General features: G+C 37.8%; 21 protein-coding genes and 1 pseudogene. 14 read left to right on the top strand and 8 right to left on the bottom strand.

Translation table 11 applies throughout. The annotated features are described in order from the left end of the window. Positions 1–40: 40 nt before the first annotated feature. A complete protein-coding gene (locus tag ACE1MS_RS15065) occupies positions 41–1,426 on the bottom strand; it encodes a glycine--tRNA ligase (RefSeq protein WP_012295244.1) in 1,386 nt (461 codons plus the stop codon). Positions 1,427–2,105: 679 nt separating this feature from the next. Here ACE1MS_RS15065 and ACE1MS_RS15060 point away from each other — a divergent pair. The 9 genes from ACE1MS_RS15060 to ACE1MS_RS15020 all read left to right on the top strand — a co-directional run bounded on the left by ACE1MS_RS15060 (position 2,106) and on the right by ACE1MS_RS15020 (position 10,456). After that, positions 2,106–2,738 carry a helix-turn-helix transcriptional regulator gene (locus ACE1MS_RS15060; protein ID WP_008178461.1) on the top strand — a complete coding sequence of 211 codons (633 nt, stop codon included), beginning with the start codon at positions 2,106–2,108 and terminating at the stop codon, positions 2,736–2,738. A gap of 17 nt (positions 2,739–2,755) precedes the next feature. Then, entirely contained in the window at positions 2,756–3,568 is an 813-nt protein-coding gene (locus ACE1MS_RS15055) for a pyruvate, water dikinase regulatory protein (protein ID WP_008178459.1), read from the top strand. 207 nt (positions 3,569–3,775) lie between these two features. Continuing rightward, on the top strand, positions 3,776–5,608 hold the full coding sequence (gene dnaG / locus ACE1MS_RS15050; RefSeq protein WP_012295243.1) for a DNA primase: 1,833 nt from the start codon (positions 3,776–3,778) through the stop codon (positions 5,606–5,608). A gap of 32 nt (positions 5,609–5,640) precedes the next feature. Further along, complete coding sequence (rpoD, locus tag ACE1MS_RS15045) at positions 5,641–6,768, top strand: RNA polymerase sigma factor RpoD (protein ID WP_012295242.1); 1,128 nt, start codon at positions 5,641–5,643, stop codon at positions 6,766–6,768. 232 nt (positions 6,769–7,000) lie between these two features. Beyond that, the gene (locus tag ACE1MS_RS15040) at positions 7,001–7,564 is read left to right on the top strand and encodes a hypothetical protein (RefSeq protein ID WP_036162150.1); all 564 of its coding nucleotides are present in this window, start codon (positions 7,001–7,003) and stop codon (positions 7,562–7,564) included. A gap of 313 nt (positions 7,565–7,877) precedes the next feature. Next, positions 7,878–8,237, top strand: coding sequence for a cytochrome c550 (gene cccA / locus ACE1MS_RS15035; protein WP_012295240.1), 360 nt, complete (start codon positions 7,878–7,880; stop codon positions 8,235–8,237). Positions 8,238–8,401: 164 nt separating this feature from the next. Further along, entirely contained in the window at positions 8,402–9,094 is a 693-nt protein-coding gene (locus tag ACE1MS_RS15030) for a tRNA (adenine(22)-N(1))-methyltransferase (RefSeq protein ID WP_031417022.1), read from the top strand. Continuing rightward, positions 9,095–10,216, top strand: coding sequence for a Nif3-like dinuclear metal center hexameric protein (locus tag ACE1MS_RS15025; RefSeq protein ID WP_036164220.1), 1,122 nt, complete (start codon positions 9,095–9,097; stop codon positions 10,214–10,216). A gap of 15 nt (positions 10,217–10,231) precedes the next feature. Continuing rightward, the gene (locus ACE1MS_RS15020; RefSeq protein WP_012295236.1) at positions 10,232–10,456 is read left to right on the top strand and encodes a hypothetical protein; all 225 of its coding nucleotides are present in this window, start codon (positions 10,232–10,234) and stop codon (positions 10,454–10,456) included. Positions 10,457–10,515: 59 nt separating this feature from the next. On the opposite strand, the pseudogene ACE1MS_RS15015 reads toward ACE1MS_RS15020, so the two are convergent. Continuing rightward, positions 10,516–10,795: pseudogene (locus ACE1MS_RS15015) on the bottom strand (IS3 family transposase); the annotation flags it as partial. Between the two features lie 126 nt (positions 10,796–10,921). Here ACE1MS_RS15015 and ACE1MS_RS15010 point away from each other — a divergent pair. Then, positions 10,922–11,170 carry a DUF2164 domain-containing protein gene (locus ACE1MS_RS15010; RefSeq protein ID WP_012295235.1) on the top strand — a complete coding sequence of 83 codons (249 nt, stop codon included), beginning with the start codon at positions 10,922–10,924 and terminating at the stop codon, positions 11,168–11,170. Positions 11,171–11,395: 225 nt separating this feature from the next. Next, entirely contained in the window at positions 11,396–11,935 is a 540-nt protein-coding gene (locus ACE1MS_RS15005) for an NADPH-dependent FMN reductase (protein WP_012295234.1), read from the top strand. 120 nt (positions 11,936–12,055) lie between these two features. Here the strand turns inward: ACE1MS_RS15005 and ACE1MS_RS15000 are convergent, their stop codons facing one another. After that, positions 12,056–12,235, bottom strand: coding sequence for a hypothetical protein (locus ACE1MS_RS15000; protein ID WP_012295233.1), 180 nt, complete (start codon positions 12,233–12,235; stop codon positions 12,056–12,058). A gap of 229 nt (positions 12,236–12,464) precedes the next feature. On the opposite strand from ACE1MS_RS15000, the gene ACE1MS_RS14995 reads away from it, so the two are divergent. Further along, on the top strand, positions 12,465–13,088 hold the full coding sequence (locus tag ACE1MS_RS14995; RefSeq protein WP_012295232.1) for a hypothetical protein: 624 nt from the start codon (positions 12,465–12,467) through the stop codon (positions 13,086–13,088). A gap of 66 nt (positions 13,089–13,154) precedes the next feature. Here ACE1MS_RS14995 and ACE1MS_RS14990 read toward each other — a convergent pair whose 3' ends face one another. The 3 genes from ACE1MS_RS14990 to ACE1MS_RS14980 form a co-directional block, all read right to left on the bottom strand. Then, positions 13,155–13,691, bottom strand: coding sequence for a tubby C-terminal domain-like protein (locus tag ACE1MS_RS14990; RefSeq protein ID WP_447402454.1), 537 nt, complete (start codon positions 13,689–13,691; stop codon positions 13,155–13,157). Between the two features lie 384 nt (positions 13,692–14,075). Beyond that, entirely contained in the window at positions 14,076–15,335 is a 1,260-nt protein-coding gene (locus ACE1MS_RS14985; RefSeq protein WP_012295229.1) for a dicarboxylate/amino acid:cation symporter, read from the bottom strand. Between the two features lie 264 nt (positions 15,336–15,599). Further along, positions 15,600–16,649, bottom strand: coding sequence for a TRAP transporter substrate-binding protein (locus ACE1MS_RS14980; protein ID WP_012295228.1), 1,050 nt, complete (start codon positions 16,647–16,649; stop codon positions 15,600–15,602). A gap of 112 nt (positions 16,650–16,761) precedes the next feature. Between ACE1MS_RS14980 and ACE1MS_RS14975 the strand changes: the two genes are divergently transcribed. Both ACE1MS_RS14975 and ACE1MS_RS14970 read left to right on the top strand, forming a co-directional pair. Then, positions 16,762–18,342 carry an ATP-binding protein gene (locus tag ACE1MS_RS14975; protein ID WP_031417016.1) on the top strand — a complete coding sequence of 527 codons (1,581 nt, stop codon included), beginning with the start codon at positions 16,762–16,764 and terminating at the stop codon, positions 18,340–18,342. A 27-nt stretch (positions 18,343–18,369) separates the two neighbouring features. Then, positions 18,370–19,071 (top strand): response regulator, encoded by a 702-nt coding sequence (locus tag ACE1MS_RS14970; protein ID WP_012295226.1) that lies wholly within the window; start codon positions 18,370–18,372, stop codon positions 19,069–19,071. Positions 19,072–19,117: 46 nt separating this feature from the next. Here ACE1MS_RS14970 and ACE1MS_RS14965 read toward each other — a convergent pair whose 3' ends face one another. After that, positions 19,118–20,089: a 4-hydroxy-3-methylbut-2-enyl diphosphate reductase gene (locus ACE1MS_RS14965; RefSeq protein ID WP_325881700.1), complete on the bottom strand. Its 972-nt coding sequence runs from the start codon at positions 20,087–20,089 to the stop codon at positions 19,118–19,120. 74 nt (positions 20,090–20,163) lie between these two features. Then, entirely contained in the window at positions 20,164–20,667 is a 504-nt protein-coding gene (vrrA, locus tag ACE1MS_RS14960; protein ID WP_036162144.1) for a VrrA/YqfQ family protein, read from the bottom strand. Between the last annotated feature and the right edge of the window lie 100 nt (positions 20,668–20,767).

The following is a 20,767-nucleotide window of genomic DNA, read 5'->3' as shown; positions in this document are numbered from 1 at the left end:
TTGCCTACAATGGCGACCCCCTCCTTATTATTTAAAAAGATTAGAATTGAAGATGTTTTTCAATATATGCTTTCACTTCTGAAATTGGCATACGTTCTTGTGTCATAGAATCGCGGTGACGTACTGTTACTTGACCATCTTCTTTTGAGTCAAAATCATATGTGATACAGAATGGTGTACCGATCTCATCTTGGCGACGGTAACGTTTACCGATTGATTGTGATTCATCAAAATCAACTGGGAAGGCTTTGCGAAGTTCAGCCCAAACGTCTGTAGCTTCATCAGATAATTTTTTAGAAAGAGGTAGGACAGCAGCTTTAAATGGTGCAATTGCTGGGTGGAAACGTAAAACAGTACGTTTATCGTCACCTTCCAACTCCTCTTCATCATATGCATCGCATAGGAATGCCAATGTCACACGGTCAGCCCCTAAAGATGGTTCGATACAATATGGAATATAACGGTCATTTGAAACAGGATCAATATAAGTGAAATCTTCACCTGAATGCTCCATATGTTGTTTCAAATCATAATCTGTACGGTCAGCGATACCCCACAGCTCTCCCCAACCGAATGGGAATTTAAATTCGATATCTGTTGTCGCGTTAGAGTAGTGAGACAGTTCATCATCCTCGTGGTCACGAAGACGCATAGAATCTTCTTTCATGCCTAGATTTAATAACCAATTTTTACAGAATTCTTTCCAATAAGAGTGCCATTCAAGATCTTCGCCTGGTTTGCAGAAGAATTCAAGTTCCATTTGTTCGAATTCACGTGTACGGAAAGTAAAATTACCTGGTGTGATTTCATTTCGGAAGGATTTACCAATTTGTGCAATACCAAATGGAGTGCGTTTACGCATAGAACGTTGAACATTTTTAAAGTTTACGAAAATACCTTGTGCTGTTTCTGGACGTAAGAAAATTTCGTTTGTAGAAGACTCCGTTACACCTTGGAATGTTTTAAACATTAGGTTGAATTGACGAATATCTGTGAAATCCGCTTTTCCGCAATCAGGGCATACTACATCGTATTTAATCATTGTTTCTTTCATTTGATCGAATGTCATACCATCAACAATGATTTCATCGCCTTTTGCTAACGCTGCGTCTTCAATGATTTTATCAGCGCGATGACGTGCCTTACATGATTTACAGTCGATCATCGGGTCATTAAAGTTTCCAACGTGACCAGAAGCCACCCAAGCTTTTGGGTTCATTAGGATGGCAGCATCGATACCAACATTGTGCTCTGATTCCTGAACGAATTTTTGCCACCAAGCTTTTTTAATATTGTTTTTTAATTCAACACCAAGTGGACCATAATCCCAAGTGTTTGCTAGACCACCGTAGATTTCTGAGCCTGGAAAGACAAAGCCTCGGTGTTTTGCTAATGATACAATTGTTTCCATTGATTTGTTAGCCATAAAATAGCCTCCTTTAAAATTTTGTTAGCGGTAAAACGCTAAAGATATTCATTCAGTGTAGACTAAATGAAAATAGCACCCGTCTCCGGGCACAATGTATGCCCAGGGACGAGTGCTAATACCCGCGGTTCCACCCTGATTGTTTTAAACAAAACGTTTAAAACCTCTTTTCAAAAAGTTAGCTCAGGGAGTGCCTTTTCTCTGTTACTATGTAGACTTTCACCATCTTCTACTCGCTCTTGAATGGAACAGATACTTTTTTCCCATCATCGCCTGTATAACGCAATTTGCTCGAATATAAAGATAGAGCAAGCGTATGTGTCAACATTGTAGCATGTAGTTCTTTGATTCGCAATCATTATTAAAAACCAGTATTTTTACTATCATGGTCGAAGATGTTGGTTTTTAACCGACTAGGACAGCAGCCTTCATAGCAAAAATCAAATAAAAAAAATGAAAGGAATTAGCCTTAATCTAAAATCCTGTACACATATCAGCTATAATTCACCACAGATTACTGCTATTTTATACAGACTGTTGTATAATTGAACTATTGCTTTAATCATACAAAGCATTATTATAACACCTTTTATATAGAATTAGTGTAATACTTTGCATACCTATCATTCTATAGTATATAATAATTGAGCATAAGTATAACACTATTAGATTTGAGGCGGTGAGTCCAATCGAACTCAATAAACGTCAGGAAAACATTTTACAAATTGTGAAAGAAAACGGTCCTATCACTGGGGAACATATTGCAGAACGTCTCAATCTGACTAGAGCGACTTTAAGACCAGATTTAGCGATCCTTACGATGGCGGGATTTTTAGATGCAAGACCACGAGTTGGTTATTTCTATTCAGGGAAAAAGGCATCCGTTACATTGATGGATAGTATTCACAATTTAAAAGTAAAGGATTTTCATTCAGGCCCTGTAGTTGTCCCAGAAACAATGACGGTTTATGATGCAATTTGCTTTATGTTTTCAGAAGATGTTGGTACACTCTTTGTCGTAGATAAGAATGAGTTTTTGACAGGCGTACTATCTCGCAAAGATTTACTGCGTACAAGTATTGGCACGCAGGATTTAAATAAAATTCCTGTACATATAATTATGACACGTATGCCTAATATTTCGTACTGTGAAAGATCAGATTCTTTGGTTGTTGCCGCGAACAAGCTCATTGAACGAGAAGTTGATTCGCTACCAGTAGTCGAACCACAAGAGGGTGGTTTGACGATTATAGGCCGTCTTACAAAAACAACGATTACACGAGCTTTCTTATCTCTTGCGCAAAATGACTAAATTTGAAGGAGAGCTGCATGAAAAGACTACGCGTATTTGTTGTATCTGACTCTGTTGGTGAAACTGGCGACCAAGTTGCGAAGGCAGTGATTAGCCAGTTTCGGCCCGGTCTAGAGAATACTGTTATCCGACGATTTCCACATATTCAATCGGAGGAGCTTATTCGTAAGATTGTTTTCCTTGCAGCACAACAACAAGCATTTATTGTTTACACACTTGTTCGTCAAGAAATGCGAAAGCTATTACGTGATTTATGTGAACAGGAAAAGATACATGCTGTCGATATAATAGGTCCTGCATTACAATCAATGGCAACCTTTATGGAAGAAAATCCATTGGAGACACCTGGGATTGTTCATATGCTTGACGATGATTATTTTAAAAAAATTGAAGCAATAGAATTTGCAGTTAAATACGATGATGGTCGAGATCCCCGTGGATTATTACAGGCCGATATCGTGTTGGTAGGCGTATCCCGAACATCTAAAACGCCCCTCTCACAATATTTAGCACATAAAAAATATAAGGTGGCGAATGTCCCTTTAGTTCCTGAAGTAGAACCACCCGAAGAGCTATTACAGTTGGACCCTAAAAAATGTTTCGGATTAATCATTTCTCCTGAGAAGTTAAATTCTATAAGGAAAGAAAGATTAATGTCTCTTGGATTAAATGATGATGCCATCTATGCACAACATAATCGTATTTTAGAAGAGATTCAACATTTTGAAAAAATTGTCGGCAAGATAGGCTGTCGAGTAATTGATGTGACTAATAAAGCTGTGGAAGAGACTGCCAATACCATCATTGAACATATTTTGACTTGTAAATAAATTGTACGAAAATAAACCACCTCGGTTCATAGAGGCGGTTTTTTTGAGTGGATTTTGAAATTAGTATAGATAAAAACTAATTTTTGTTTTATAATAATAAAATTGTGGTAAAAATATTTATAAGAGAAAAATCCTAATTTTTTGTCGAGAAATAAAGGAATTTTAAAACGAATAGCGAATTGTGTTTCTAGAACGTAATTATTAAAGATGGTGATGGATTTGGCAGGGAAGATTCCAGAGGAAGTAATTGAACAGATTCGTACACAATCGGATATCGTTGATGTTATTAGTGAATACATGCAGCTGACCAAGCGTGGGCGAAATTGGTTTGGCCTCTGTCCATTCCATGGAGAACAAACACCGTCTTTTTCTGTATCATCGGACAAGCAAATTTTCCATTGCTTTGGTTGTGGTGCAGGGGGTAATGCCATTACTTTTGTAATGGACATTGAAGGCATATCTTTTCCTGATGCAGTTGTGAAACTTGGAGAACGAGCTGGCATACATTTAGATGTTGAGCCAACTTTTCCTGGAGGAACAAAAAAGATTTCTAAAGCGGAAGAAAGGATGAAAGAAGCACACGCTTTTACAGCAGATTTTTTCCACCATCTACTGTTAAATACAGAGGATGGCGAAGAACCTTTAAATTATTTGCTAGAAAGAGGATTTACAAGGGAGCTTATAGAATCTAATAACATTGGTTGGTCTCTCCCCAGCTTTGACGCATTAACAATATTGCTTGAAAGAAAAGGTTATAACTTACAAGAAATGGCGGAAAGTGGGTTAATTATTAAGCGAGAGGGAGAAGAACGTTATTTTGATCGTTTTAGAGGAAGGATCATGTTCCCGATTCGAGATGAGAATGGTAAAATTATTGCCTTCTCAGGACGAATACTTTCATCAACGGGTGAGGAAGCGAAATATTTAAATAGCCCAGAATCACCAATATTTCAAAAAAGTGAAGTGCTCTATAACCTAGATAAAGCACGAACTTCTATCAGAAAAAATCGTCAAGTAGTATTGATGGAAGGTTTTATGGATGTATTAGCAGCTAACTCTGTAGGTGTTATGAATGCCGTAGCAACAATGGGTACTTCCCTAACAAATCAGCATATCACAAAGCTAAAGCGCTTAGTTGAGCAAGTTACGATTTGCTATGATGGTGATAATGCTGGATTTGATGCAGCGAAAAGAGCGGCACAGCTTTTGCATACGGAGCGCATGAAAGTAGATATTGCTGTGTTACCAGAAAAGTTGGACCCTGATGAATATATTCGCACGTTAGGCGGACAAGCATTTAAGGAACAAATTTTGGAAAACCCTCATGCGTATATTGCTTTTATGATGATGCATGCTAGACGAAATAAGAACTTTCAATTTGAAAATGATACGCTTCAATATATACAAGAAGTCCTTGAACAGCTCACAGGTAGATCTTCGCCAGTTGAACGAGATTTGTATATACGACAGCTATCAAATGAAACAAATATCTCGGAAGAAGCCATTTATGCCCAATTCCGAAAGCTGGAGGCTAATCAGGTACGTTCTGCAAAACCAGAAATGCCGACACAAATGCCTTCAATGCCAGTCACGCAACAACAAAAGCCTATGGATGCAGCTGAACGTGCCGAACGTTTATTACTGGCCCATATGCTTCATAATATAGATGTAGTGGACAGGGTATTACGGAGTGAGCAAAAAGAGCCATTTGTACGAGATGCTTATATGGCTGTTTTTGTTCGCTTAGTAGGATTTTATGAGGAATATGGTCATCCTGATTATCAACGCTTTATGGAGATTTTGGATGACGCTGAATTACGGAAGATTGTTATGGAAGCGGCTTTAGTCGAGCGAGATCCTGATCAAGCAGAGGCAGAGGTTGTGGACTCAATCCGTCAGCTTCAAAAATATAGAATTGAGCAAGAAATTTATCAAAAGATGCATGAGTCAAAGGAAGCGGAGAAGATGCATGAGTATGCACGTGCACTTGAAATCGCCCAACAGATTATTCATTTAAGAAAATCGTTATCGGCGATTTAACCCGATTCGGTTGTTTAGAAGGAGGAAGGTTTATGGCGGACAAGTCAGAACGTTCAAAAGAGATAGAAGTAGAAATTACATTAGATGATGCAAAAAAATTCCTACAAGAAAAGGCAAAAACAGAGGGTGAAATTTCTATGAAAGAAATTTCAGAGAAACTAACACCTTATGAATTGGAAAACGAAGAAATTTTCCATTTTGCTGAGGATCTTGAAAAGCATAAAGACATTCAAATTATTGGAAAAGAAGAATTTGAAGAAGAAAGTCTAATGAAAGAAGAAGCAAACGAAGAGACTTTCGACTTAAATGATTTGAGTGTACCACCGGGTGTTAAAATCAATGACCCTGTACGGATGTATTTAAAAGAAATCGGTCGAGTTGATTTACTATCTGCAGAGCAAGAAATCAAACTTGCTGAGCGTATTGAACAAGGTGATGAAGAAGCACGTAAACGTCTTGCAGAAGCAAACTTACGTCTGGTAGTATCTATCGCTAAACGTTATGTAGGTCGTGGAATGCTATTCCTTGATTTAATTCAAGAAGGGAATATGGGGCTGATTAAGGCCGTTGAAAAATTTGATTACCGCAAAGGTTTTAAATTCTCTACTTACGCTACATGGTGGATTCGTCAGGCTATTACGCGTGCGATTGCAGACCAAGCACGTACCATTCGTATTCCGGTTCATATGGTCGAAACCATTAATAAATTAATCCGTGTACAACGTCAACTTTTACAAGATCTTGGCCGTGAACCTTCGCCAGAAGAAATTGGTGAAGAAATGGATCTAACACCAGAAAAAGTACGCGAAATTTTAAAAATTGCTCAAGAACCAGTATCTCTTGAAACACCGATAGGAGAAGAAGATGATTCTCATTTAGGAGACTTTATTGAGGATTCTGAAGCACAATCTCCATCTGACCATGCAGCATATGAATTGTTAAAAGAACAGCTAGAAGATGTCCTAGATACTTTAACAGACCGTGAAGAAAACGTACTTCGTTTACGTTTTGGTTTAGATGATGGTCGTACACGAACTTTAGAAGAGGTAGGTAAGGTTTTTGGCGTAACACGTGAACGTATTCGTCAAATTGAAGCGAAAGCTTTAAGAAAATTACGCCACCCTTCTCGTAGTAAACGTCTAAAAGACTTCTTAGAATAATTTAAATAGATGGAGCTATCCAACTAGTGTAAAAATACCTAGTTGGATAGCTCCTTTTTTATACCATTGAAAAGGTAATTAGCCTCGATATTCCGCAAACTTGTTTTCGCTAATAATAGATAATTAGAATGAAGGAAATGAGAGATTTGCTACTTTATACAGATGTATTTCCCAAAAGTGTGAGATAAAATTGTAATACAACCATTATTAAGCAATGTTTGGAGCTAACATTATGACGAATCCCCGGAAAAAAATTATTCTCAATGAAATTCTGTTTTGGAAGCAAAATAAACTATTACCAGAGCACTATTGTGACTTCTTAGCAGCTCTTTATACAGAGGGGGCTGATATAGAGGAGTTAGAACCTGTGCAAGATCCTAAACAAGCGATTTTACCATCTGAAAAAAGAAAAATGATACTTCTGATAGCAAGTCTATGTATCGCCATAATAGCTGTTTTGGCAATCTATTTTACAATAAAATCATTCACATTGATTTTAACCGTTGTCATAGGTATTAGTGCATGTATATTATTTATCGTTGCGTTTCAAATGGCGCAAAAGAAACATCTACTAGCTCCTATATATCATTTACTTGCCGCTATCCTATTATTTAGTATGTCTATACGTTTGTGTACTACATATTTTAGTGGAGATAATATCGTTTTATTTTGCTTGATTGCCGCCAACTGTCTTATTTGGCTTTGGTCAGGTATTAAAATGAAGCTCCTTTATTTCACGGTCTCCGGTGTTTTAGGATTACTAGCACTGATTGGCTACTATATCATAAATTTATAGTAATTTTTTGCACTTATAAATGATTGACATTTGCACACTACTTCCATGGTGTGCAGGTTTTTTTATTTTTTTAGTATATGAATGTATGCAACGGGTATGATAACAGTATGAAAAAAAAGCTATGAAATTGACCAAAATTTGGTGTTTGCAAGACATATTTTATCCAATAGATACAGAAATGTCGAATTTGTTACAAACAAAGGAAAACTTAGCGAATAGGGCTTTTCGTTTCTTTGTTAATGAAGTACAATATTAGATGTTGACTGATTCTATATTATAATAGAAGTAGACTTAAAATGAGGAGGGGAAACTTATGAAAAACAATCCAGTCGTTCCTTACATCTTAATTCTGGCATTTGGTATTGGTCTTATTTTCTTCATGTCTTTACAAGGTGCAGATAACAAGAAAGAAATTGCTGCTGAACAAGAGGGCGGTGGCGAAACTACTGAAACTACAGACGCAAATGCTGACGGTGCAGCACTAGTACAATCTTGTATCGGTTGTCACGGTGGTGATTTAACTGGTAGTATGGGTCCAAACCTACATGGCTTAGATGAAGCCCGTATCGTTGAGGTTTTAACAAAGGGTATCGAAGGTACTCCGATGCAACCAAACATGAAAACTGAAGCAGAAGCAAAAGCTATTGCTGAATACATTTCTACTTTAGAATAGTATGACTGACAAGTAGCTGTACTGAAATAGTACAGCTACTTTTTAAATGCAAAAAATCATGAAATGGGGTTGTCCACATGAGTATTGTGAGACAACTCCATTTGTTTTTTTTCACGACATCCTCCATACTAGTAATGGACTCTATTTAAGGTAGGCGGTATAAAATGAACGCACAAAAACTTTCGAAACGATTAGAAACTGTAGCAAAATTTGTTCCCACAGGAGCGGTAGTAGCGGATATAGGTAGTGACCATGCCTATCTACCCTGCTATTTAATTCATCAAGGAGTAGCTTCTTCAGCGATAGCTGGGGAGGTAGTAGCTGGGCCCTATGAATCCGCAGTGGGACAAGTACAAAAAGAAGGATTACACCATGAAATTACGGTACGTCTCGCAGATGGATTAGCCGCAATAGAATTAACTGACCATGTGGATACAGTAACGATTGCAGGAATGGGCGGTCCCTTAATTGTCTCTATTTTAGAGAAGCATCCTGAAAAGCTGCAAGGTGTTACACGTCTTATTTTACAACCGAATATTCATGCCAAGGTGATCCGTGAATGGGCTTTAGCACATAATTGGGCTATTCTCGATGAAGAGATTTTAGAGGAAGATGATAAAATCTATGAAATTCTTGTGTTGCAAAGGGCACAAATGGAGCTTTCGACAGCAGAGATTTTATTTGGTCCAAAACTAAGCACACGTAAAGCACCAGCGTTTGTAAAAAAATGGACGCGTGAAAAAGAAAATTGGCAACGTGTATTACTATCCATAAAAGATGCAGAACAAACACCTGAAATTGAAGAAAAACGTGCAGAGTTATTGGCTCTTATTCAATTAGTAGAAGGAGTTTTGTAAATGAAGACGGTAAACGGTCAAGAAATTATTCAAGTGTTCGAATCATGGTCACCTAAAAAACTGGCTTGCATGGAGAATGATCCTATTGGTTTAGCGATTGGTACACTCAATAAACCTGTTAGCAAAGTATTAGTCACTTTAGATGTCAATGAAGCTGTTGCGAATGAGGCCATTGAAAAAGGATGTGAGCTAATCATTGCTCATCATCCTCCTATTTTTAGACGTCTCGCAAATATTCGTACAGACCATCCAGCAGGGCGATTATATGAAAAGCTTATAAAACATGATATCGCTGTTTATGCGGCGCATACAAATTTAGATGTAGCTGAAGGTGGAGTCAATGATTTACTTGCAGATGCCCTTCAGCTACAGGACCGTACGATACTAGAAGAAACTTACTCAGAACATCTTTTAAAGCTTGCTGTTTTTATCCCGTCTGCAAATGCTGAGGATTTACGCGAGACGCTAGCAAAAGCTGGAGCAGGGCGCATTGGAGAATATGAAGCATGTAGTTATACAACTGCCGGAGAAGGACGTTTCCGGGCGTTAGCAGGTGCAAATCCATTCGTTGGCACTATTGGTGAATTACATGTTGAAGAGGAAGTTAAGGTAGAAGTCGTATTTCCTGAATCCATCAAAAACCGAGTTTTAAAGGCCATGCTTATTAGCCATCCTTATGAAGAGCCAGCCTATGATGTAATTCGACTTGATCAGCAAACGAATAGTATGGGATTAGGGCGTGTAGGTTACTTATCTAAGGAAATGACCTTACATCAATTCGCAGAGTACGTGAAGCAGCAGCTACAGGTTCCAGCGGTTCGTGTCGTAGGTGATTTACAGTCAAAGATTAAGAAGATTGCACTGGTTGGTGGAGATGGTAATAAATATATTTATGCAGCAAAACGTGCAGGGGCAGATGTTTTTTTAACGGGAGATATGTACTTCCATACAGCACAGGATGCCCAAGCAATAGATCTGCAAATTGTCGATCCAGGTCATCATGTCGAAAAAGTGATGATTGCAGGAGTAGCGGAAAAAATGACGAAGCTATGTGCGGATAAAAAATATGAGGTTGAATTTGTACAATCAACAATCAATACAGAACCATTTTTATTTGTGTAAGCGAGGGGAATAGATGTGACTAATGAAAGACCTGCTGGCAATAAGGCTGGTAAACTGTGGATTATAATCGGTTTATTTATCGCTGTTTTTGGTATAGGCATGACGATTATGACGAATATGATGAATGAAAAGAAAATGGATGCCATGACCGAACAATGTGAAGATGATGGCGGTCAAGCCATTATATCAAAGGAAAAAAACTTCCTTTCCACGAGTTATTCATTTGAATGTAAACAATAATAAAAGGTTGAACATTACTAGGGACTGAACCTCATAAGTAAGACAGTCTCAAAAAAGCATCACCCAACCAGTTTCCGATCATTAATTGGAGACTGGTTGTTTAATTTCAATTGAATTTGAGTATTGTTATAATCTCTTACGGTTTGAACTACAATGCGTTGTAGTTCGAGTTAATCTGTCGAGATAAAACGTTTCTGCTTTGAGTGTCGCATGAAACGATTCAATGGGGGGATTATCAGCGGGCGTTCCTTTACAGGACATGCTCATGGTAATGCCCTTTGCTTGGATTGCTTGTTGGTACGCTGCTGAAGTATAAACCGACCCCTGATAGCTGTGTAAAGATAACCTTGCTAACCCGAAGGGGGTCAGTTCACTAGGTAGTGTTCAGCCTTTTTGTATGCAAAGAATAGATAGAAAATGATAAGATGAGCATGAAATCAATTAGTAGAAATGGAGAGATAGGCCTTGTTTATTCGTTTATCTAAAGAGCAGCAAGAAATGATTCTAGCTGATATTCAGCGATTTTTCTATACTCATCGTGATGAAGATATTACTGAATTTGAAGCAGAACGTGTGTTAGATTTTATCAAGGAAAATATCGCCCCATATATTTATAACGCAGCAGTATCTGACGCAAAATATGTAGTGGAAAGACAATTTACCTCCATGGAAGAAGAATTAGAGGCACTGGAGCAGCCCATTAAATTAAAGTAAGCTAGTAAAAAAAGCCTCAAATTTTAATAATTGACAGAAAATAAAGAAATATGGTAATTTAATTTTGAATTAAAGATTATTTGATTCAAAATATTACTAGCGACTACAACATAAAGGTCATGAATAATACTGTATGTACCTGACCAAAATGGTTACGAGTGTTGTTTGGCGTACAGGGAATGACGATGATTCACACAAAATGAATGGGAAAACGAGGAGGATCATATGTTAAAAATCGGTATTATTTTAGGAAGTACGCGAGAAGGTCGTGTTAGCCCACAAGTTGGAGCGTGGGTAAAGGAAGTTGCTGAAAAACGTCGTGATGCGGAATATGAAATAATTGATATCGCTGATTTTAAATTACCGTTTCTTGGTGAGCCGGGAGGAGATACTTCTGGAGTAGCTATATGGTCAGAGAAAGTAGCCGCATGTGACGGCTTTGTCTTTATTGTGGCTGAGTATAACCATTCAATCACAGGTGCACTAAAAAATGCATTAGACTTTTTACGAGTAGAATGGAACAATAAAGCCGCAGGTATCGTTTCCTATGGTTCAGTTGGAGGAGCACGTGCTGCGGAGCATTTACGAGGGATTCTAGGAGAATTACTAGTTGCCGATGTGCGAGTTCATCCTGCTTTATCTTTATTTACTGATTTTGAAAACGGCTCGGTCTTTAAGCCAAAAGAGGTGCAGGCAGATTCCGTCCATCAAATGTTAGATCAGCTAATTCCTTGGTCAACAGCTTTAAAAACAATTCGTTCTTAATTTTGAGGCAATAGGTATCTTAAACGTATACATTCGTTTTATTTAAAACAATCATATAGACAGCCGCTTTCAGCTATATTCACAGCATGGAAGCGGTTGTTTTTGTTTGGATCATTCCTATTAATGTTCGATTTCTTCGATAACCTTTTCTTTCAAATCTGCATCCATAGAGGATAGCTTGACCGTATTTGAGAGACGTTCCTTTAATTCCTTATCCGTCATAATGCCACGTTCTTTTAAAATTTGTACGAGTAGATTCAAGGTCATAATATTTTTAATTTCCGCTGCTTTTGCATCCATATAAAACCCTCCAAAAATATAGAATTACTACCCCTTTAGTGTACTCCTATTTTAGAATCATGACACAGAAAGGACAAAACATAGCAAATTTATTTCGTGTTCCGGAATATGTGAGAGAAATTTAGCAATACCAGAAATGGTCCATAGCATAGTAACTATAAAACAGTGATAGAAAACGGTGAATATTGTATTTGCAGAGTTCATACCTTCCTAACAGGGGGGATTTCATGTGAAACGGATTGGAGTCGTTACAGGATTAATGCTGGTCATTATCGCGATCATCATCCTGTTTAATAAATATGTAGATGGCAAGCCTGTGGAAGCGAATATCGAGAAAGGTCCAATTATTACGAAAGAAGAGCTGAGTTTATCACTATTGAAAGATAAGCTCCTTGAAAAATACGTTGGTATTGATGTTAAAACAACTGCGGACAAGGAATTGGTCATCCAAATTGTAGGAGGAGAAGAGTATGTACAGTCGGTTAAAAAAGACATGGAGGCTATTGCTAAAAGCGCTTTAAAAACTTCGGCATTAAAGGATTATTCCATTGTTTTTGAAAGATGGGAATTTACTACTTTGCTCGATGGTAATAAAACGATAGGCAATGATATTAATCTATTAATCGAAGATTTAATTAAAGGGTTACAGGCATTTGATGTATATGAATACTTAATACTAGAGAATCGTACAACCATTACGATTCAAACAACTATAAATGGTGACAATGAGGAGGCACTTCAATTAGCGACTAAGATGGAAGGGGCAGTAAAAAAGATTGTCCAAACAAATGTGAATCAAAGTGATTCCTATATCATTCATATACTAAATGAGGAACGAGAAAAAATTAATTGAAAAGCATCGAGACTATAATCTAGATGCCTTCCTTTTTGCTAGGTAATTTATTTATGGGAATCTACATTAATTATTCATGGCAAATAGAGCTTGATAGAGTGTTGCCAGTAGTGCAACAAAGTGCATGTCGTCAGCTTGGAAAAGTTTAAACATAAGTCCCGTCCGTATGAGCTCAGTCTCTATTGGGCTTGCACTCGCAATTTTCACATCATTACAATATAAATAGGCGGTAGAAGTAAAATCCTTCTCAAAACGAAATGCCAAGTTGTCCATTGTAAAGGTGTAAGAGGATTCTAATAATTGAACTGTTCTTCGGACAATCGGTATGATGCTACCATCAGGCATAACGAGCTGATGACTAACCCCTTTTGTTAATAGAGTAGATTGTACTTGAAAAAGCGGGGCACCTAGAGTTGTACGTGTTTCATAACGATAGGGTAAAGTTTGCTGTGTCGCGACTAATAATACGGCGTTTAAAACTTTTCCAGTAGAAGAACGTTCTACTTTTTGAAGCATACACACTGTTTCGTTGTGTTCATTCATAATTGGAATAGCGGAAAAGCTTTTAAAGCCCTTTGGATAGGTAAGTGTAAATGTTGCCATAAAGAACCTCCATTCATTATATATACGAGTAGGTCATCCAGGAGGTTTCACAAAATGACAGAAGGGGAAGTTTTGAACTATCGATTTCAAACAATTACACAAGAACAAGCGAAGATATTGCCTATAACTGGCATTATAATGGCGACTATTCTTTCTATGATATGAAGGCTGATCAGGAGGATTTACAAGCATTTCTCAATACGAATATAAGAGGGAATTCTATTTTTGCTGTCACAACAAAACACGAATTAGTTGCTTATTTTAGCATGATGACCATACCTATATGCAAGGAAATGGTGGTGTCTATGAATTTCTAAAAATGGACTATATAAAAGGCTACTAAAGAGAGACAAGTATCTCGCTTTCAGTAGCCTTTTTAACTATTTAAGATTGCGCGATTTGACCTGAGAGAGCCCGCTTTTCCTGCTCTGTGTCAAATTCCTTCTCCATTTTTGAAACGACCACTGTCGCCACACCATTACCAATTAGATTGGTAACAGCTCGGGCTTCGGACATGAATCGGTCAACCCCGATTAATAATGCAATCCCTTCTACGGGAATCATCGGGAATGCCGCTAATGTAGCAGCAAGTGTGATAAACCCAGAGCCGGTTACGCCAGCAGCCCCTTTAGATGTAAGCATTAGAATGGCTAGTAATGTGATTTGATGCCAAATATCTAAATCAACCCCGTAAGCTTGGGCAATAAATATAGCTGCCATCGATAAGTATATGGATGTTCCATCTAAGTTAAACGAATAACCTGTTGGTATAACTAGTCCCACAACTTGTTTAGAACAGCCGTAGTTTTCTAATTTACGCATCATGGAAGGCAATGCTGATTCAGAAGAAGATGTACCAATCACGATGAAAATTTCATCTTTAATGTATTTAATAAATTTAAAAATACTAAATCCAAAGTAGCGTGTAATGGCCCCTATAATAACAACGATAAAAATAAACATTGTGATATAGACGGATAGCATTAAAAATCCTAAGTTGCCAAGAGATTTAAGTCCAAAGTTTCCGATTGTATAACTCATGGCACCAAATGCGCCAATAGGAGAAACTTTCATGACCATATTAACGATTTTAAAGAAGATATCCGCAACTTGCTCAAAAAATTTAATAACTGGTTTAGCTGGTTCTCCAATCGCTGCTGCTGCTAAACCAAATAATACGGCTGAGAATAAGACAGGTAATAATTCACCATTTGCGAGAGCACCCACAACATTATCAGGGATAATTTGCATAATAAATGCACCCAGACCGTGCTCTGCCGCCGCCGCGTCTGTATATTGAGAGACATCTGCTCCATTGGCAGCTTCCGTATTAAAACCTTTACCTGGTTTTACAATATTGACAACTATAAGTCCAATCGCTAAGGCAAATGTGGAAACAATTTCAAAATAGATTAAGGCTTTTCCCCCAATTTTCCCTACCTTTTTGACATCTCCCATACTACCAATTCCAATTACAACTGTTAAGAAGATAATTGGTGCTATTAACATTTTAATAAGTTTAATAAATATATCCGCTAATATTTTTAGCTTCGCTCCAAATTCTGGGAACGTAGCACCTACTATAATTCCTAGTACAATAGCAATCAATACTTGTACTGTTAAGTTTTTGAAATTTATACGCATATAATTCTCCCCCTACAACATCTATGAAGATTGTGTGAACGCTTTCATGTCGTTATCATAGCTGAAATTTTCCGACAATAGTTTTTATGACCGTAATGTTTCTATTGTTCATTTTGTTCATTTTTCAATGATAGGGATGGTAAATGCAGTAATAGCAATGGTTTTAAGCTGTTTTATAGTAGTTTTGATTTTTCGGAATCTATTATAATACAAAAGAAAAGATCCCTACGAAAAGTAAGGATCTATCATTAATGAACAAAAGTATTAGGGTGCAACAATTTTTTCAATCTCCGTCAAAATGGAATCATTTTGTAGTTGAGCCCTATAAAAATCATAGACAGGGGCGAGTTGCTCCTTAAAGCGCTGTCTTTCCTTGAGACTCATTGTAGAAACATCAAAATCATCTTGCTGTTTGAGCTTTAACATATCTTGTTCATTCATACGGGCAGCCTGTTCAAACTGCCAATCTGTTGTTTCCTTCATAGCCTCCACTAATTGATGTTGAATTTTCACGGGTAGGGAATCCCAAAAGTTTTCATTCATTAATACCGCATATCCTAAAATACCATGCTGTGTGATGGTCATATGTTTTTGAACCTTGTAGAAGCCTTTTGAATAAATATTTGACGCTGTATTTTCCTGTGCATCAATGGCATGTTTCTCTAGGTCTGTATAAACCTCACTAAAGGAAATCGGGATAGGTGTTGCTTTCAATACTTCAAATTGCTTTTCCAATGTTTTGCTTGGCATTGTGCGGATGCGTAAACCCTGTAAATCTTCAAATGTATGAATGGGGTGATCAACAGAGGTTAGATGTTTAAAGCCGTTGTACCAAAAGCCGAGTCCTTTAATATGAATAGCTTCTAGTTCGTTTAATAATTGATCACCTATCGTTCCTGTCAGAACTTCTTGTACTTCTTCATTTGTATTAAACAGGTAGGGTAAGTCAAGAACTTGCCAATTCGGTACATACGTGGTCATTTTAGAAAAGGTAGGGATAATCATTTCGACTTCTCCCTTTTGCAAAGCTTGAAACTCATTTTCATCATTAAATAAAGAGGAATTGGAGTAAACATGTACTTTGACCTTCCCTTTTGTCTTTTCTTCTACTAATTCAGCAAATTTATTGGCAGCCTGTCCTTTTGGCGTATTTTCAGCTACTACATGACTTAAATGGATGGTAATCTGTGTGTCTAATCCCTTCTGCTCATCATCGTAGGGAAGCGGCTTAGCAAAAAGTAAACCTTGTTGAACACTAATAGTGATCACTAAAATTAAGACAGTTACAATCGTTCCAATAATAAATTTTTTCATTGAATACACCCAATTAATTCGTATTTTCTATTGTTTTTGTTATTCTAACATATGGAGTAAGCTAAAATATAGTAGGGGGGAGGCGAGCATCTTGAAATTTCAGAAGTTATCGATGCAAAGAAAAATTATGTCGCTAACTTTTTTTATTCTTATGCTTTCCTTTAGTATTGGTGGTACTTTTTTGTTGGGATATGTAATGAATGAGCAAAAGAGCAAGCTTAGTGACCAAGCGTTACTAGTCGCTAAAACAGTCTCGCAGCTTCCCGAAATCAAAACCTATATTGCCCATGAAAACATGGAAATGGCCATACAACATATTAACCCTGTAGTTGAAGAAATCCGAGATATAAATGGTGCTCAATATATTGTTGTTTTGGATACGAAAAGACGGAAATATTCTCACCCTAACAGGGAGGAACTTGGAAGCATTTCGCAATCGGCTGATTTAAATGCCGCTTTTTCTGAACATTATTATACATCAATCGCGCATGGGGAGCATGGTAACATGGTTCGCGCGTTTGTACCAATCATGAACAATCAAGGACAACAAATAGGTGTTACGGTCGTTGGATATAGTGTTTTGACGGTGGCGGAATTACTGCAATCGATGCAGACCGAGCTTATCATTACGTTACTATTATCACTAATCTTTAGCGTATGGGGTGCGCGAACATTAGGGCTTCATATGAAAAAGCAAATGTTTGGATTAGAGCCCCATGAAATTGCCAAAATGTATGTTGAACGAACGGAAACCTTTAATGCGATGCATGAAGGTATTATTGCCATCGATAATGATTTGACCATTACCATTTTTAACGAGAAAGCCTGTGTAATACTCGGGGTTCACGAAAAGCCATCCAAATTAATTGGTCAGAAAATATTTCACGTCCTACCGGATACAAGGCTACCTGAAATTTTAGAGCTTGATCAGCCACTATTTAACCGTGAGCTATATATAAATGATCATAGTATTATGAGTAATCGTATCCCCATACAGGTAAATGGAGAAACTGTGGGAGCAGTGGCTATGTTTAAAGATCGTACAGAAGTGAAAAGGCTTGCTGAAGAACTGACAGGAGTACGAGCATTTGTCCAAGCGCTTCGTGTTCAAACTCATGAGCATAAAAATAAATTGCATACGATAGCTGGGCTTTTACAACTTGGACATCATGATCAGGCATTATCCTACTTGACACAGGTAAAGGAAGAACATGATGAAATTACTAACTTTTTAAATGAACGCATTAAAAATGAAAATATTTCAGGGCTATTGCTTAGTAAAATTTCCTATGCCAAAGAACAAGGGATTCGATTGGAAATTGACCGTGAAAGTCGCTTAACATCCTTTCCACCTAATTTAGATCATCATGATTTCGTCATTCTATTTGGGAATTTAATAGAAAATGCCTTTGATGCATTAAGGGATACTCAGGTGGAGGAGAAGGTCATTCATGTTTCTGTCGATGAGGATGAGGATGTATTAGCCATTCTTGTGACGGATAATGGTGTTGGCATGACAGATGAGATCAAGAGTCATATTTTTGACAATGGCTATTCAACAAAAGAGAAAAATTACCGAGGCATAGGGCTATTTTTAATAAAAGAGATTGTTGAAAAAGGACAAGGTGATATCGAAGTCATCAGTGAACCAAATAAAGGGACTAGTTTTTTAATAACGTTTTACTATGCGTAAGCATTAATTTGGAATGGAGGGCTGATAGTGGTAAAAATTAAGGTATTATTAATTGAGGATGATCCAATGGTGCGTGAGGTAAATCGACAATTTATTGAAAAGGTAGATCAATTTCAAGTGATTGGACAAGCATCAAATGGCTTAGATGGGGTTACGCAAATTCGTCAACATCAGCCTGACTTGGTATTTATGGATATATTTATGCCGGAGCAAGATGGCATCACTAGTTTACGTAAAATACGCGAGCTGGACTTACCAGTAGATGTCATCACTGTAACGGCTGCGAATGATATGGACACGGTGAAACAAGTACTACACCTAGGTGTCTTTGATTATATTATGAAACCCTTTTCGTTTGAACGTGTCAAAGGGACCCTAGAAAATTATTTACACTTTAAAAAACAAACGCAAACGGAACGCGAGCTAACACAAGGCGAATTGGATCAATTATTCCATTATCGCGATGGGCAAAAACCTTTGGAACAGACTATCTTGTTACAAACAGAAAAAAACCTTCCGAAAGGCTTTAATCGTACAACCCTTGATAAGGTAGTGCACTTTTTGCAATCAGTAGATGGCGCATCAGCAGAAGATGTAGCGAGTGGGGTCGGGATTGCCCGAGTTACAGCTAGAAGATATTTAGATTATTTAGAGAAACAGGAAAAAATTACGATGGATGTCCATTATGGTGGAATTGGTCGTCCGATAAACTATTATTTTAGTAAATAAAGAAAAAAATCCTGATTGTCATAATAGCAATCAGGATTTTTTATCGTCATTTATGGGGCATAATCTTATCGACTGGTTTAGGTGTTTTAATCTTCGGTAGAATTTTATCTAATGTCACCGTACGTTTGATAACATGTGTGGATGGATCATTTTCATCAAATTGGTCCAAGAATGAAATGACCTCTTTGACAATAGGTGTTGGTGTTGAAGCTCCTGCTGTAACCGCAACTTTATTAATTCCTTTTAACCAATCTATTTTAAGCTCTGAAACGTCCGCAATACGATAGGAAGGTGTTCCAGCGATTTCAACAGAAACTTGCGTTAAACGATTGGAGTTATTCGATTTAGGGTCGCCTACAACAATCAATAGATCCGCTTCTCCTGCCTGCTGAGCGACAGCTTCTTGACGGACTTGAGTAGCTAAACAAATCTCTTTGTGTACCTCAATATGTGGGAACTTTTCTTTTAAACTATCCATTAAATGGGCAACATCCCATTGGCTCATTGTCGTTTGATTTGTGACAAGCAACTTATCATTCGTTAAATTTAACGCATCAATATCATTGGAAGATTGAACTAAATGGACATGATCAGGTGCAACGCCAATGGCACCCTCAGGTTCCGGATGTCCTTTTTTCCCAATATAAATAATATCATAGCCTTCTGCAGATTTTTCACGAATTAAATCGTGGGTAACTGTTACATCAGGACATGTAGCATCAATGGACACTAGGCCTTTACGCTTCGCAATGTCACGAATTTCAGGTGAAACACCATGTGCTGTGAAAATCACAGTACCAGATTCAACTTGTTCGATAATTTCTAAGCGATTATCGCCGTCTAAAGTGATGATACCATCTTCTTCGAACGCGTCTGTGACATGTTTATTATGGACAATCATTCCTAAAATGTAGATAGGTCTTGGTAATGTTTTATCGAGTGCGGCGTTTCGTGCGATGACCATCGCATCAACAACACCGTAGCAATAGCCACGTGGATTAATTTTTAATACTTGCATGGTTGTGACTCCTTTCAAGCTTTACCTATCTACATTATAACGGACAGGGGCGGCGAATACAAAGAAACGTTCATTTACATGGGTGGCTGGAAAATACGTGGTTTAGATGGAATTGGTTCAGGAGGCGAAAATGATGCTGATGTATTTTGCCTCGCTGATCGTTTATTTCCAGCAGCAGCCTTGCTTTCACTGCCTCCACGATCAGCGCCAGCCGCTCCGCCTCCCGTCGAAGGTAGTCCTTGGAATCCTTTATATAGTTTTAATAAGGACGGTATATTTTTAACCATTGGCATCGCTTGTTGGATATATGGTGTATAAGTTTTAGCGGAATTAAATAGACTGTTTGCTTGTTGTAAGAATGAACCGATTTTAGATGGTTCTTGCACAGGTGGCATCGGCATTTGTCCTCCAAAGGAACCTATTCCATTTGCCATTGGAAAGCCGCCTGGAATTCGTGGTTGAGCAGGGAAGCCTCCAGGCGGGAAAAAGGACTGCGGTGACATCTGTGGTGGTGTTGGCATGGGCATTCTCATGCCACCGGGATACATAGGGTATGGATAAGGTGGTCGAAATACCATAATGATCTCCTTTCTACTTGTTTTTCATTGATGACATACCTGATTATAGCTATGATATGCAGAGGCTAATGGGAGGGTGCGATAATTTATAAGACGAATT

This window comes from Lysinibacillus sp. fkY74-1 (assembly GCF_053165895.1).
The sequence above is the reverse complement of the archived record's forward strand: the minus strand, read 5'-3'. Positions and strand labels throughout refer to the sequence as shown.

Bases quoted from the DNA above. Each gene is read 5' to 3' on its own strand.
- ACE1MS_RS15065 (WP_012295244.1), bottom strand. From the start codon at position 1,426: ATGGCTAACAAATCAATGGAAACAATTGTATCATTAGCAAAACACCGA.
- ACE1MS_RS15055 (WP_008178459.1), top strand. From the start codon at position 2,756: ATGAAAAGACTACGCGTATTTGTTGTATCTGACTCTGTTGGTGAAACT.
- dnaG (WP_012295243.1), top strand. From the start codon at position 3,776: ATGGTGATGGATTTGGCAGGGAAGATTCCAGAGGAAGTAATTGAACAG.
- rpoD (WP_012295242.1), top strand. From the start codon at position 5,641: ATGGCGGACAAGTCAGAACGTTCAAAAGAGATAGAAGTAGAAATTACA.
- ACE1MS_RS15040 (WP_036162150.1), top strand. From the start codon at position 7,001: ATGACGAATCCCCGGAAAAAAATTATTCTCAATGAAATTCTGTTTTGG.
- cccA (WP_012295240.1), top strand. From the start codon at position 7,878: ATGAAAAACAATCCAGTCGTTCCTTACATCTTAATTCTGGCATTTGGT.
- ACE1MS_RS15030 (WP_031417022.1), top strand. From the start codon at position 8,402: ATGAACGCACAAAAACTTTCGAAACGATTAGAAACTGTAGCAAAATTT.
- ACE1MS_RS15025 (WP_036164220.1), top strand. From the start codon at position 9,095: ATGAAGACGGTAAACGGTCAAGAAATTATTCAAGTGTTCGAATCATGG.
- ACE1MS_RS15005 (WP_012295234.1), top strand. From the start codon at position 11,396: ATGTTAAAAATCGGTATTATTTTAGGAAGTACGCGAGAAGGTCGTGTT.
- ACE1MS_RS15000 (WP_012295233.1), bottom strand. From the start codon at position 12,235: ATGGATGCAAAAGCAGCGGAAATTAAAAATATTATGACCTTGAATCTA.
- ACE1MS_RS14990 (WP_447402454.1), bottom strand. From the start codon at position 13,691: ATGGCAACATTTACACTTACCTATCCAAAGGGCTTTAAAAGCTTTTCC.
- ACE1MS_RS14985 (WP_012295229.1), bottom strand. From the start codon at position 15,335: ATGCGTATAAATTTCAAAAACTTAACAGTACAAGTATTGATTGCTATT.
- ACE1MS_RS14980 (WP_012295228.1), bottom strand. From the start codon at position 16,649: ATGAAAAAATTTATTATTGGAACGATTGTAACTGTCTTAATTTTAGTG.
- ACE1MS_RS14975 (WP_031417016.1), top strand. From the start codon at position 16,762: ATGCAAAGAAAAATTATGTCGCTAACTTTTTTTATTCTTATGCTTTCC.
- ACE1MS_RS14965 (WP_325881700.1), bottom strand. From the start codon at position 20,089: ATGCAAGTATTAAAAATTAATCCACGTGGCTATTGCTACGGTGTTGTT.
- vrrA (WP_036162144.1), bottom strand. From the start codon at position 20,667: ATGGTATTTCGACCACCTTATCCATACCCTATGTATCCCGGTGGCATG.